Origin of the sequence: Rhizobium beringeri (genome assembly GCF_004306515.1) — a bacterium.
Classification (GTDB): Bacteria; Pseudomonadota; Alphaproteobacteria; order Rhizobiales; family Rhizobiaceae; genus Rhizobium; species Rhizobium beringeri.
Window position 1 is genome coordinate 241235 of the sequence record NZ_SILG01000004.1, and the last position, 13229, is coordinate 254463.

11 protein-coding genes are annotated in these 13229 nt (G+C 63.2%); all 11 read right to left on the reverse strand.

The window, feature by feature from the left end; genetic code table 11:
• Positions 1 to 16 precede the first annotated feature (16 nt).
• The 11 genes from ELH03_RS30700 to ELH03_RS30750 all read right to left on the reverse strand — a co-directional run bounded on the left by ELH03_RS30700 (position 17) and on the right by ELH03_RS30750 (position 13057).
• The gene (locus ELH03_RS30700; protein WP_130806859.1) at positions 17 to 1672 is read right to left on the reverse strand and encodes a GGDEF domain-containing protein; all 1656 of its coding nucleotides are present in this window, start codon (positions 1670 to 1672) and stop codon (positions 17 to 19) included.
• Between the two features lie 128 nt (positions 1673 to 1800).
• Entirely contained in the window at positions 1801 to 2664 is an 864-nt protein-coding gene (locus ELH03_RS30705) for a glycerophosphodiester phosphodiesterase (RefSeq protein WP_197730024.1), read from the reverse strand.
• Between the two features lie 166 nt (positions 2665 to 2830).
• Entirely contained in the window at positions 2831 to 3925 is a 1095-nt protein-coding gene (locus tag ELH03_RS30710; RefSeq protein WP_130767265.1) for an aminotransferase class V-fold PLP-dependent enzyme, read from the reverse strand.
• An 11-nt stretch (positions 3926 to 3936) separates the two neighbouring features.
• Positions 3937 to 4719 (reverse strand): ABC transporter ATP-binding protein, encoded by a 783-nt coding sequence (locus tag ELH03_RS30715; RefSeq protein ID WP_130767266.1) that lies wholly within the window; start codon positions 4717 to 4719, stop codon positions 3937 to 3939.
• Positions 4716 to 5510, reverse strand: coding sequence for an ABC transporter ATP-binding protein (locus tag ELH03_RS30720; RefSeq protein ID WP_130767267.1), 795 nt, complete (start codon positions 5508 to 5510; stop codon positions 4716 to 4718). The genes ELH03_RS30715 and ELH03_RS30720 overlap by 4 nt, the downstream gene beginning before the upstream one ends.
• Positions 5507 to 6340, reverse strand: coding sequence for an ABC transporter permease (locus ELH03_RS30725; protein ID WP_130767268.1), 834 nt, complete (start codon positions 6338 to 6340; stop codon positions 5507 to 5509). Before ELH03_RS30725 ends, ELH03_RS30720 begins: the two co-directional genes overlap by 4 nt.
• The gene (locus ELH03_RS30730; RefSeq protein WP_130767269.1) at positions 6337 to 7326 is read right to left on the reverse strand and encodes an ABC transporter permease; all 990 of its coding nucleotides are present in this window, start codon (positions 7324 to 7326) and stop codon (positions 6337 to 6339) included. The genes ELH03_RS30725 and ELH03_RS30730 overlap by 4 nt, the downstream gene beginning before the upstream one ends.
• Positions 7327 to 7366: 40 nt before the next feature.
• On the reverse strand, positions 7367 to 8977 hold the full coding sequence (locus tag ELH03_RS30735) for an ABC transporter substrate-binding protein (RefSeq protein WP_130767270.1): 1611 nt from the start codon (positions 8975 to 8977) through the stop codon (positions 7367 to 7369).
• Between the two features lie 122 nt (positions 8978 to 9099).
• Positions 9100 to 10497, reverse strand: a complete 1398-nt coding sequence (locus ELH03_RS30740) for an LLM class flavin-dependent oxidoreductase (RefSeq protein ID WP_130767271.1) — start codon at positions 10495 to 10497, stop codon at positions 9100 to 9102.
• Positions 10498 to 10514: 17 nt separating this feature from the next.
• Positions 10515 to 11576, reverse strand: coding sequence for an ABC transporter permease (locus ELH03_RS30745; protein WP_130767272.1), 1062 nt, complete (start codon positions 11574 to 11576; stop codon positions 10515 to 10517).
• Positions 11573 to 13057 carry a sugar ABC transporter ATP-binding protein gene (locus tag ELH03_RS30750; protein ID WP_128405441.1) on the reverse strand — a complete coding sequence of 495 codons (1485 nt, stop codon included), beginning with the start codon at positions 13055 to 13057 and terminating at the stop codon, positions 11573 to 11575. Before ELH03_RS30750 ends, ELH03_RS30745 begins: the two co-directional genes overlap by 4 nt.
• Between the last annotated feature and the right edge of the window lie 172 nt (positions 13058 to 13229).

Sequence of the window (13229 nt, forward strand, 5' to 3'; positions counted from 1 at the left end):
GGCGAAACTGCGAGCGTTACGCAACAACGCGATTGCGACCGGTCTTTTTCGCCGCATAGAGATTCTGATCGGCGATCGCCAAAATCTCGGTCGGAGACTTGGCAGACAGGGTACCGGCGACACCTATGCTGATCGTGACGTGCAGCCCGTTGCAGATCTCAGACCAGTCCCACTGTTCAATGGCTGAACGCAGCTTTTCGCAGAGATCTGCGGCGCCTCGGGGAGCGCCGGCAAACAGGACGACGAATTCCTCGCCGCCAAAGCGAATTGCCTGATCGGTAATGCGCAACTGACTGCGCAATATGGTTCCAATGGCACCCAGGACGCGGTCGCCGATCATATGAGAGAAGTTGTCGTTGATCGACTTGAAGTGATCGACATCCAGCATCGCGATGGAATATGGACGCTTCTCGGATGTCAGCGTTTTAAAGCGGCTGTCGAGATATTTGCGATTATAGAGCCCGGTCAGTGCGTCCAGATAGACGGCATTGGCAAGGATATCGGTTTGCTCCTGCAATTTCTGATAGGAGGCCTCCAGCGTTTCTGCGCGCTTTGACTCCGTTTCGGCAACTTCCTTGAACCGTTTGGTTTCATAGTAGATTTCGGCGAGACGTGCGCGTCGCTGCGTACTCTCGGCACTATTGCGCAAATAGGCTTGGTGGTATTTCTTATGTGCCTCCAGCGCCGGATCGAACTGCCCCAGCCCCTCATAGGTTTGCGACAGATAAAGATAGATCTGCACATAGGAATCGAAACTGCCGCCGGCGTCGATCAGCTCCACCGCCTCGAGCAGCGGCGACAGGGCTTCGGTGTATTTTCCGGAATTGTTGTAGATCTGGCCCAAAGTGTAGAGATATTGCTGCCTGTCCCTGACATAGCTGTTCTCTTGAAACAGCCGATAGCGGACCATGCACTGGAGCGCCTTCTCATGCTCGCCCAGGTGGCTGTAGAACTCGGCTTGGTTGCCGAGACAGAGGCGAGCGGCCCAGCTGTCGCCGATCTCGATTGCGATGTCGAGCGCCTGTTCGGTCAGTTCCAGCGCTCTGACCAGCATCCGGTGTTCTTCCTCCGGCTGGCCGAGCGCCCGCGCGATATATCCGCCTTCCGAATGAGCGCCGCCGAGATTGATGAGCCACCAGCATTCATAGTTCTTATTGCCAATCAATCTGGCGAGTTCGACAGACCTCTCGCTCATCAAGATGGCCCGGTCGGGCTGTTTGTTGCACCAGAAGATAATTCCTATGACGTTGGTGGCCAGGCTTTGTGCTTTCGGGTCCGCTGCCTTGTCGGCCAGATCCAACGCGCGGGTCGCTTCTTCGATTGCTTCCTCCGGCAAGCCCAGTTCCAAGAGCAACCATCCGAAATACGCCCGGGCAGAGGCCTCCTGTTTGCGCTCCCCGTGCAATTTCCAGAAGTCTATCGCCCGCCGAACATGTGTCAGTCCAAGTTCGGCCTTGCCGATTTGAAAACAGTACCAGGCGATATCGGTGTCGCATTGCGCGGCGAGCCGGTCGTCGCCCTGCGCCTTGGCATCAACAAGAATTTCGCCGGCCAGTGTGAGTGCCTCAACCGAACGGCCTGTACATCCAAGATGCCACGCTTCCTGTAAGCCGGAATTTGCTTGTCGAGTATTTGCTTCGGCATCAACAACTTGCATATCGGACACCAACATTGTCTGCTGGCTATGGATAGCATCAGAAGTTTAAAATGATGCAAACTGCAAAAAACAGGTGACAAACCCAGAAACAGGGTATCGAAAGCCTCTCATACCTTTCGGCATCATGCTCCAACGTCCGCCGGTTAATCCGCCATGCGGCTGCGCCAGGCGCGTTCGGTCGCCGGTGCCTCGTCGGTGGTGATCTGATCCGGCTTCAGGGCCATCAGCGTCGAAAAGCCTAGCCATTCCTCCTCGCTGAAACCGGCCTCCGGATCCTTCAGGGTGAAGGTCCAGGCATCGACGCGTTTGCCTTGATCCTGGCAGAGCGCGATCATGTCGAGACCTTCCCGGGCTGCGCCCAGGATCAGTGACCATTGGAGGTAGATCGTATCCGGTTCCGTCGGGCCTCGCAGGTCGGTGCGCAATTCCGCCTCGACCGCCTTCCAGCCGCGAGCCTTGCTGATATCGTAGAGCTTGTTGGTGGGGTCGATTCCACGCAGCAGATGCGGAAGCTTCTCCTTGACCGCGACAATGAGATCGAGACTGTCGCCGCTGACGATCACCGAGGCGGCGATATCGCGGAAATGCTCGGCAAGATGCTCAATGCCCCTGGCGCCGATCGCTTCAAAGTCGTCCTTCATGTCGAATTGCAGCAGTGCGGCCGGGTGAGCCGATTGCAGCATGGCGGCAAGATCCTCGCTGAGGATCAGCGGCCGGTTGCCCTCCTGCATCCTGATATCGCTGAGGTCGCCGATGCTCTTTTCGGTGATCAGCCCATGCCCGGTCGTTTCACCCTCGAGGTCCTCATCGTGCAGCACGACGAAGCCGCCATCGGCGCGTACACGCAGATCGAGCTCCATCGAGGCGCCTGCTGCAAATCCCTCCGCCATCACTTCGGCTGAGAACAACGGATCGGCAAACCGCTTGCGCAATCGGTGCCATTTCAGGCGGGTGCGATGCCCCTCATGCGAAATCTCCAGGCCCTGCGCATCCAGCAATTTCGTCATCTGCACCAAGTCTCCGCGATACCACTCTCCTGCCTTGACGAGCCGGGATTATCAAGGGCCGGATACGGCTTTCATCGGGAGTGCCGGAAAGTTTTCGTCAGGCCGGGCCTAAGCCGGGGCCGCCTTATGGTCGCCGACATGCTTTCCCGATTCCGAGAGCATCCTCTCAGCGGCGGTAGGCTCCAGCTATCGCCTCGGAAGCGGCTGATATATCCGAGGGATGGCCGGCTTGCCTGAGGGCCGAGCCATACGCCACGACATTCGAGAGCACCGTCTGGAATGCGGCGCGCGGACCCGTATGATTCAGCCGCAGGAGACGGGCCGGCCCGGTTCCGACGCCTTCGGTCAGTTCGACCCCCAACCGCCCGGCGGCTGCGATCAGCGCAGCAGGCGCCAGCGCCTCCGGCACCGGCACCGCCGTCACCAGGTTCGAAGCCTTTGCTGCCGGCACCCAGGCCGGGGCGCCGAGCGCGGCAAGTCCCGCCCGTGTCGCCGATGCCGCCAGCGCATGGCGGGCGACGACATTTTCCAGGCCTTCGGCCTCGACGCGGTCGAGCGCCGTTTCCAGCGCGAAGAATTCCAGCGGTGCCGGCGTTCCCGGTAGCCCGCGCCGGCCGCTGTCGACCCAGCTCTTCAGATCGGCCAACGACAGGATCGAATCGCGCGGTGCACCATCTCTGAGAACGAGATCCCAGGCGCTACGGCTGACCGAAAGCGCGGACACGCCGGCCGGCCCGCCGAGCGCCTTCTGCGGACCGATCACGGCGATGTCGATGCCGAGATCGTCGACATTGAGCCCGTGGCCACCGACCGAGGCGACCGCGTCGACGACGGTGACGATGCCGCGGGCCCGGGCAAGCGCCAGTATCTCGGGCAGGGGATTGAGAATGCCGCTTGCGGATTCCGCGTGCACCAGAGCGAGCACATCGATCTTCGGACCCTTCTGGAGCGCTTTGGCGACTGCTACGATCTCGATCGGCATTCCCGGTTCGGCGACGATATCTTCAACCGCCGCGCCACCTCGCCGCAGCCATTGCCCGAACCAGCCGCCGTAGGAGCTGGTGACGATATTGACTGCTCTGAGCCCGGGGCGTGCAAGGCTGACGGCCGCTGCCTCCAGCGCCACCACCGCCTCTGCCTGCACCAGCAATATATCGTTGCGGCTGCGCAAGATGCCGCCGATCCTGTCGGCAAGGACGGCGTAGCGCTCCGCGGGATAAGAGGGCACGCCATGCAGGGGATTCCAACCAAGATCGGACATGGATACTTCCTTCAGCAGGGATCGGTCACGAGACGAGGGACGGCGGCAACAAGCGCACGGGCAGCCTCCGATTGCGGCGCGGCAACGACCGCCGCTGCCGGACCGGTCTCGACGATCCGCCCGCCATCCATGACGGCGATACGGTGGGAGACGGCCCGAACCACGGCAAGATCGTGCGAAATGAACAGACAGGCAATGCCCTGTTCTTTCTGCAGATCGACCAGCAGTTCGAGGATCCGGCCACGCACGGTCACATCGAGCGCCGAGACCGCCTCGTCGAGCACCAGCAGCGATGGCCGTGTCGCAATCGCCCTCGCGATCGCCACACGCTGCCGCTGGCCACCGGAGAGCGCGCGGACCGGCCTTTCGACATAATCGGCAGGCAGGCCGACACGTTCGAGAAGCATGACGATCTCGCCGGCGCGCCGGTCTTTCGCCGCGATGCCGTGGATGCGAAGCGGATCGTCGAGCACCGTGCTGACGGTCGCCAACGGATTGAAGGCGGCGAGCGGATCCTGGAACACCATCTGCATGCGCGCCCGCCGGCGGCGCAAAGACGCACCGTTCAGAGCGAGCCAATCCTCTCCCTCGAAGCGGATCGAGCCGGCATCGGCGCTGAGAAGCCGCAGCAGGATGCGCGACAGCGTCGATTTCCCGCTGCCGGAGGCGCCGACGAGACCGAGCGTTTCCCCAGGCGCGATCGTCAGCGACACATGATCGAGAGCGGCAACCTGGCGACCCGCAGAGGAAAACCCTTTCGACAGGTTTTCGACGGAAAGCAGCACATCGTTCATGGCAGCACCTCCGCAATCAGCGGTGGCGTCGCGAGGTCGCGATGGCTGGCGATGAGGGCGGCGGTATAGTCGCTTTTCGGCGCAGACAGCACTGAACGGACGGGGCCTGCCTCGACCAGCCTCGCTTTGCGGAAAACGGCGATGCGATCGACAAAGCCGGAGGCAAGCGCGATGTCATGGGTGATGAAGAGCAGCGTCATGCCGTCTTCGCGTACGAGCCCGTCGAGCAGGCGGACGATCTCGGCCTGGACGACGACGTCGAGCGCGCTGGTCGCCTCGTCGGCAATCAGCAGCGCAGGTTTCGCGGCGATGGCAGCCGCGATCGCCACGCGCTGGCGCTGGCCACCGGAAAGCTGATGCGGAAAGGCCCGCATCGCCCTTTCAGGCTGCGGTATCTGCACCCGCCCGAGCAATTCCTCAGCCCTGACATAGGCCTGTTTCCAACTGAGGCCGAGATGGCGCCTGGCGCCTTCAGCGATCTGCTCGCCGATCGTCAGGACGGGATTGAGGCTGGAGCCCGGGTCCTGGAAGACGAAGCCAAAGTCGCGTCCCGCGCTGGGCGGATGGCCAAGCCCGGGCCAGAACATCTCGCCGCCGACCTTCGCTCCCTCCGGCAGCAGGCCGGCAAGCGCGCGGGCGAGCGTACTCTTGCCGGAGCCGCTTTCGCCGATGATCGCCAGCCTTTCGCCGGCAACGATATCGAGATCGACGCCATCGAGTGCAGCCGCGCCGTTCCTGTCGCGCCCATAGGTGACTGAAAGCTGTCGCAGGCTGCAGAAAATGCCGCTCATGCCGCCCTCACGCCATCATCGCCAAGCGCCTTGCCGAGACCCTCGCTGAAGAGATGGACGCCAAGCACGGTCACGGCGAGAGCCGCGCCCGGTATGACCGAGAGATAGGATGCCGAACGCAGCACGCTGCGGCCCTCGGCGATCATCGAACCCCAGGTGGCGATATTGGGATTGCCGAGGCCAAGAAAGGACAGCGCCGCCTCGGTCAGGATCGCGCCGGCGACGATGGTGGCAGAAAGCGCCAGCACCGGCGGCAACGCGTTCGGCAGGATCTCCCGGAGGGCGATCTCGGCCGGATGCATGCCGATTACCCTTGCCGAGGCGACGTAATCCTGCTCACGGATCGCAAGCACCTGCGCTCTCGTCAGCCGCGCCGGATCGGCCCAAGTGCCGAGTGCGATGGCAAGGACGACAATGGGCGTCGACACCCCGATGGTGCTGACGAAAGCAAGAGCGAGCAAGAAAGCCGGTACGATCTGGAAGGCGTCGACCACCCGCATCAGCGCCTCGTCAATGAGCCCGCCGGCAAAACCGGCCGCCAGGCCGACGCAAAGCCCCAGCACCATGGCCGAAAACGCCGCCGCCAGGCCGACGGCAAGCGAGGTTCTCGCGCCATAGAGCAGCCCCGCCAGGACATCGCGGCCGAGACGGTCAGTGCCGAGCGGAAAAGCTGGATCGGCGAATGGCGTAAGCAGTGCGCGTCCGGCAATTTTCAGCGGATCGCCCGGTGAAATGACGGGAGCGAGCAGCCCGGCCAAAAGCAGGACGAAAAGGATCGCAAGTCCGGCCGCACCTTCCGGCGTGCGCAGCAGGCGCCGCAGCCAGCTCATACGCCACCCTCCGAAGCGCCGATGCGCGGGTCGAACGCGGCATAGAGGAGATCGACGAGGAAATTGACCGAGATGACGAGGACGGCGCTGGTGACGACGATGCCCATCAGCAACGGCGCGTCGCGGCCGTTGACCGCCTCCTGCGCCAGCCGCCCAAAACCCGGGATCGCAAAGACGCTCTCGATCACCACGCTGCCGCCGAGCATGGCCGCCGACTGCAGTCCGAGCATGGTGACGAGCGGTAGCAGCGCATTGCGCGCCACGTGACGCAGCACGATCCGGCTGCGCGACAGCCCCTTGGCCCGGGCAAAGAGTACGAAATCGAGCTTCCACGCCTCGGCCATGCCGCTGCGCATCACCCGCAGGAACAAGGCGAGATAGATCAGGGCGAGCGCGCTCACCGGCAGAACCAGATGATCTGATATGTCGAGCGCGCGCGCAAAACCCGTCTTGCCGGAAGCGATCGTCTCAATGCCGGCGATCGGAAACCAGCGCAGCTTCACCGAGAAAGCGATGCTCAGGACCAGGCCGAGCCAGAAACTCGGAATGGCATAGACGATCAGCGAGCCGATCGACAGCAATCGGTCGCGAAAGCTTCCCGGCCGCGCCCCGGCAAGGATGCCGAGCGCCGAGCCGAGACCGAAGGAAAGCGCCGTCGCGCTACCCATCAGGAGCAGCGTATTGGGCAGGCGTTCGGCGATGAGCGTGCCGACCGGCCGGCCGAAGGCGACCGACCAGCCGAGATCGAAGCGTGCGAGCGAGGAAAGATAGAGCCAGAGACGCGCGAGCATGGACCGGTCGAGACCGTAGCTCTCGCGCAGCGACTGCCTAAGTGCGGCATCGCCGCCGCCGATCGAGCCGAGATAGGCGTCGACGGCATCGCCCGAGGCGGATTCAAGCAGGAAAAAGGTGAAGATCACCACGATCAGCAGCACCGGAATGCTGCCGATCGCCCTGCGCCTCAGGAGGATGATTGCACGTCTCACGCCGGACAGGGCCTCTGAAAGAGAATTGCCGCCGATTCTATCACGATTGCAGCGCGGTATCGCCCCAGTTCGAAACGGCCCAGCGCGGATTGTCCGCGACGTTGAGCACGGTATCGCGCGCAACGGTTATGAAGCCCCATTCCGCGACGTTGATCAGCGGCAGATCGGCGACGACGAGTTGCTGGAACTTGCGGTAGAGATCGGTGCGCGCCGCCGTGTCGACCGTCTCGGAGGCCTGCTTGATAATCTTGTCGAGCTCCGGATTGACGTAGCCGCCCTGGTTGGAGAAGGGCACACCATCAGCGGTGCCGGACTGGACGAGAATGGTGGTGGAGATCGCCGGATCGCCGCGGAAGACCGGCGGACCGACGGCGAGATCGAAGTCGTGGTCGGTATAGACTGCCTTCTGATGTGCGGCCGCATCGGCATTGACGATCTCGGCATCGATACCGATCACCGCAAGCGCCTGGCGAAGGTAATCGCCGAACTGGCGGGTCTCGTTGAAATAGGGCGCGGGGCGGAGCTTCAGCGAGAAGCGGTTGCCGTCCGGCGCTTGGCTGTAACCCGCCTTGTCGAGAATGTCATTGGCGGCCGCAGGGTCGAACGTGTAGGCCGCGACATCTGATGTATAGAACTCCGGCGCATTCTTCGGCACCGGACCGGTCGAGGCGGCGGCGTAACCGAGGAAGATGGTGTCGACCACGAATTTCTTGTCGATCGCCTGGGCGATTGCTTGGCGGACCCTGAGGTCGGCCAGCTCCTTGCGGCGGTGATTGATCTCGACGACGAGCTGGTAAGTCAAATCCTCATAGCCCTTCGAGATCACCTTGATGCCGTCGACCTTGGAGATGCGGTCGAGATCGGCGAGCGGCACCGCCGAGAAGGCGGCAAGCTGGATTTCCTCGGCTTCGAGTGCTGCACCCGCCGACTCGCGATCGGGCAGCACGCGGAAGACGATCTCGTCGAGTTTCGGCTTCTCCTTGTCCCAGTAATTCTCATTGCGCGTCAGCCGGTAATATTCGCCGGGCTTGTGCTCGGCGAACTTGAAGGGGCCGGTGCCGATCAGCGTGTTGTTGGCCGGGTTGGTGGCGATATCGGTACCGTCGAAAATGTGCTTGGCGACGACGCTGGTGACGACAGGCAGGGCGTTGCGGATCAGCTGGAACGGCGTCGGCTTGGAGAAGCGGAAAATGGCGGTGTAATCGTCAGGTGTATCGACGGCTTCGAGATTGGCGAAGACCAGGCGGCCGAGATTCTGCAGCGTCTTCCAGACGTTGAGCGCCGAGAAGGCGACATCGACCGAGGTAAACGGCTTGCCGTCGTGCCAGGTGACGCCATCGCGGAGCTTGAAGGTGACGGAGAGGCCATCGGCTGAGCCTTCCCAGGAGGTGGCGAGGCGCGGCGAAAGCCCATCCTTGCCGTCGAACGACGCTTCGGCGAGCGGCTCGATCACCTTGCTTGCGACGAAAAAGACGCCGTTCGAGGCGACGATGGCAGGATTGAGGTTCTTCGGCTCGGAATCGGCCGCAACGATCAGCCGGCCGCCGGCGGGAGCAGCTTGCGCGAGCGCCTGCCGGGCGAGCGCCGTCGAGGCAAGGAGCAGGGCGGTGCCCTTCATCAGCGTGCGCCGCGAGATGGATGATACGGTCATGACCCCTCCTGATCGGTGAAATTCGGGTGCCCATATTCAGGGCGAAATGCCAATTGTCATAGAGGTTAGATTCGAATGGTCGGGCTGGGCGAGATATTTTTTGTCACCCAGCCATTATTCGCTCAGCCGTTGGCCGCGACACGGGCGGGCTCGGTGAAGAAATTGCGATAAGCGGCACCCGGATGCGGCGCGACGAGCCGCGGCCCCGCTCCCCCGAGCTTTTCGCGCAGCGTGCCCTTGGCATATTCCGTCTTGTAGACGCCGCGCTTTTGCAGTTCCGGCACCAGCAGATCGACGGCATCCTCGAAGCTCTCGGGCGTCACGGCATAGGCGAGGTTGAAGCCGTCGACATCGGTGTCCTCGATCCATTCCTGCATCAGATCGGCGACCGTCTGCGGCGAGCCGACGAAAACAGGGCCGAAACCGCCGACGCCGACCCAGTCGGCCATTTCGCGCACCGTCCATTCCTTGCTGGGATCGATGGTGGTGAAAGTCTCGACGGCCGATTGCACCGCATTGGTATGACGGTGCCGTAGCACTTCGTCCGGCCCGAACTGGCCGAAATCGATGCCGGTCCAGCCGGAGATCAGTGTGAGCGCGCCTTCGAAGGAGGCGTATTTGCGGTATTCGTTGAACTTCCGCTGCGCCTCCGCATCCGTTTCGCCGAGGATCACGGTCTGCAGATTGAAGGCGAGGATTTCGCGCGGGTTACGGCCGACCCGTTCGGCCGCCTCGCGAACATTGGCGACGTAACGCTTCAGCACGGGTTTCGACGGGGAGGCGACGAAGATGCATTCGGCATGGGCGCCGGCGAAATCCTTGCCGCGGCTGGAGGCGCCGGCCTGGTAGAGCACCGGTGTACGCTGCGGCGAGGGTTCGCTCAAGTGGATGCCCGGCACGTTGAAATGCCTGCCGGAATGGCGGATCGGATGGACTTTTTCCGGATGGGTGAAGATGCCGGTTTCCCGGTCGCGGACGACCGCGCCGTCCTCCCAGCTTCCCTCCCAGAGCTTGTAGCAGACCTCGAGATATTCCTCGGCAAGATCGTAGCGGTCATCATGTTTTGTCTGCGCCGGCTGGCCGATATTGAGCGCGCCGCTGTTGAGGTAGGAGGTGACGATATTCCAGCCGACACGGCCTTTAGTCAGATGGTCGAGCGTCGAGATACGGCGGGCGAAGGTGTAGGGATGCTCGAAGGAGAGCGACGCCGTCAGGCCGAATCCGAGATGCTCGGTCTCATAGGACATGGTCGGGATGAGCTGCAGCGGATCATTGACCGGCACCTGCGCCGAATGGCGAAGTGCAGCATCGACATTGCCGTTCAGCACATCGTAGACGCCGAGCACGTCGGCGATGAACAGTCCGTCGAACTTGCCGCGCTCCAGCGTCTTTGCCAGATGCACCCAGTAGTCGAGATCCTTGTAGGTCCAGGACTTGTCACGCGGATGGCGCCAGAGCCCCGGCGACTGGTGTCCGACGCAATTCATGTCGAAGGCGTTCAGCCTGATTTCGCGGGTCATGTCTTTCTTCCTTGGAATTAGGGATTGCTGCGGCCGAGGCCGTAGGTCAGCGCTAAGGCTCCGACGAGCACGGCGCCCTTGACGAAATCCTGGGTGTAATAGGGAGCGTTCAGCATGGTGAGGCCGTTCAGCAGCACACCGACGAAGACCGCGCCGGCAATGGTGCCGAGCACGTTTGGACGCCGCAGGTTGAAGACGGCAAAACCGATCAGCGCGGCGGCGACCGAATCCATCAGCAGCGAGCCGCCGGAGGAGACATCGCCACGCCCGACGCGGGCGGCGATGACGATGCCGCCGAGCGAGGCTAGCGTACCTGAAATGACATAGGCGAGCGTCTTCAGTCGGACCGTGGACGCGCCGGCAAGCCGGGTGGCGACCTCATTGCCGCCGGTTGCAAACAGCAATCGGCCGATGCGGGTGCGTTCAGTGAGAATGAAGAGTGCGACGGCGACCACCGCCATCAGCACCACGGAAACGGGCAGGGTGCCGAGGATGCTGTAGCGGCCGATCAGCAAAAAGGCCGGATCGTAGGCGCCGGCCGCCTTCGAGCCGTCGGGCAGAGTGAGGCCGGCCGAAATCGACCGGCCGGCGGTCGGGATGAGTTGCAGGCCGGAAAGCAAAAACATCATCGCCAGCGTCGCCAGGAGATCCGGCACCTTCAGGCGGACGATGAGGAAGGCGTTGACGAGACCGACCAGGGCGCCAAAGGCGAGCACCAGCGGCACCGTCGCATCGGCATCAAGGCCCCAGACGATCATCGCGTAACTCGCCGCCATCACGCTCGATGCGGCGACCGCGCCGATCGACAGGTCGAAACCGCCGACAGCAAGCGTGACGGTGACGCCAGCGCCGAGAATGGCGACGACGGACACCGCCTGCAGGATGCTCATCAGATTGGCGATGTTGATGAAGGCGGGTTGGGCGATGGTGAAGCCGACGACGAGCAGTGCCAGTAGGATGAACACCGCGCCCGCCCGGAGGAACGCCCCGAGAGCGGCGAGATGGCCTTTATCGGCTTGCGGCGATGCCTTCGGCCGGGCGCTTGCCTGTGGAAGAGTGTCGTCGTCGATCGTCGTCATGCGGATATTCCCTGGATGGCGGAGGCAAGAGCGGCCCCGTCTGCCGCGGGCCTCAACACGTGGCGGTCGATGACGAGGATGCGGTCGGCCACCTCATAGGCCTCCTCCGGGTCGGAGGTCGCAATCAGCGTCGCCCGGTCGCTGCGGGCGCGGATTGCCCGGATGATGTCGTGACGGGCGCCGACGTCGACGCCCTGGAAGGGTTCGTCGAGCAGCAGCAGCCGGCTCGGTTCCGCCTCCCAGCGGGCGATCACCGCCTTCTGCTGGTTGCCGCCGGACAGCGACCAGATCGAGGCGAGTGGACCCGCGGCCTTGATCCCGAGACGAGCGATTGCCTGTTCGGCCTCGCGTCGTTCACGGCCGCCGACCAGGAAACCGTGCGGATACCATTTGCCAAGATGCGGCAGGCTAATGGTCGCAGACAGCGAATGGCCGGGCCATGCCGGTGGCATCAGCGAGGAACGATGACGGTCTTCGGCCGCCATCACCACACCTGCGACGATCGCCTCGGCCGGCCCTTTCGGCCGATAGGGCCGGCCACCGAGGAACATCGTGCCGCCGGCGAGCGCCCTCACGCCGAAGATCGCCTGGAGCAGCCGGCTCTTGCCGGCGCCGAGCACACCGGTCACCGCCACCACCTCGCCCTCATGCAATGACAGATCGAAGGAAGCGGCTTCAGAGATCAGGCTGATATCGCGCATCTCGAAAATCGCCGGACCGGTCGCAGGCCGCGCATCCGGACGAGCCGCCTGCAGTCTGCGGCCGATCATCGTCTCGATGGCGCTCGAAAAATCGATCGGCCGCGAGAAGGTGCCGACGACGCGGCCGCCGCGCATGACGAGCGCGCGGTCGGCGATGGCTTCGAGATCGGCGGTGCGGTGCGAGATATAGAGGATCGCCAGGCCGCGCTTGCGAAGCCTAAGCAGAATATCGAAGAGGCGGCGGCTTTCCTCTCCGGAAAGGCTCGCCGTCGGCTCGTCGAGGATGAGGAGGTCGGCGCGGTTGGCAAGCGCCCGGGCGATCGCCACCAGTTGCCGGTCGGCGCTGGTGAGTTCGCCGAAATCACGGTCCAACGGCAGGCTAAAGCCGGCAGCATCGAGCATTGCCTGAGCGGCACGGCGGATGCCGGCGCGCGAGACGAAGAAGGGCGTGCTGCGATCGGCGAACCGGTTGAGAAGCAGGGCATCGGCAACACTCAGGCCGGCCGCGCCGACGAGATCCGTCGACTGATGCACCGTGACGACGCCAGCCTTTGCCGCTTCGGCCGGGCTGCGCGGCGCAAAGGGGTGGCCATCGAGACTGACCGTGCCGCCATCGGCCGGAAGCACGCCGGAAAGAATCTTGACCAGCGTCGATTTGCCCGCGCCGTTTGCACCCATCAGCGCCACGATCTCACCGCGCTCCATCGAAAGATCAGCGCCGGCAAGCGCCCGCGTCGACCCGAAACTGCGGGTGATATTTTCAATGTGAAGAAGCGGCATCGATAGTGTCCGGGACTGCATTCGAAGCCGGAGTGTGCCCTGTCCGGGCGGTCAAACTCCAGGCACGCCTTTCCTTCACAAACTATCCTCGGGAAACAAAGAATCTCCTGCAGCCCGTAAAATCGGATCATTTACTCTACTAAAAACATAGAGATTATATCTAAATAATCCG

Bases quoted from the DNA above. Each gene is read 5' to 3' on its own strand.
- ELH03_RS30740 (WP_130767271.1), bottom strand. From the start codon at position 10,497: ATGACCCGCGAAATCAGGCTGAACGCCTTCGACATGAATTGCGTCGGA.
- ELH03_RS30710 (WP_130767265.1), bottom strand. From the start codon at position 3,925: ATGTCCGATCTTGGTTGGAATCCCCTGCATGGCGTGCCCTCTTATCCC.
- ELH03_RS30700 (WP_130806859.1), bottom strand. From the start codon at position 1,672: ATGTTGGTGTCCGATATGCAAGTTGTTGATGCCGAAGCAAATACTCGA.
- ELH03_RS30705 (WP_197730024.1), bottom strand. From the start codon at position 2,664: ATGACGAAATTGCTGGATGCGCAGGGCCTGGAGATTTCGCATGAGGGG.
- ELH03_RS30735 (WP_130767270.1), bottom strand. From the start codon at position 8,977: ATGACCGTATCATCCATCTCGCGGCGCACGCTGATGAAGGGCACCGCC.
- ELH03_RS30725 (WP_130767268.1), bottom strand. From the start codon at position 6,340: ATGAGCTGGCTGCGGCGCCTGCTGCGCACGCCGGAAGGTGCGGCCGGA.
- ELH03_RS30720 (WP_130767267.1), bottom strand. From the start codon at position 5,510: ATGAGCGGCATTTTCTGCAGCCTGCGACAGCTTTCAGTCACCTATGGG.
- ELH03_RS30750 (WP_128405441.1), bottom strand. From the start codon at position 13,057: ATGCCGCTTCTTCACATTGAAAATATCACCCGCAGTTTCGGGTCGACG.
- ELH03_RS30715 (WP_130767266.1), bottom strand. From the start codon at position 4,719: ATGAACGATGTGCTGCTTTCCGTCGAAAACCTGTCGAAAGGGTTTTCC.
- ELH03_RS30745 (WP_130767272.1), bottom strand. From the start codon at position 11,576: ATGACGACGATCGACGACGACACTCTTCCACAGGCAAGCGCCCGGCCG.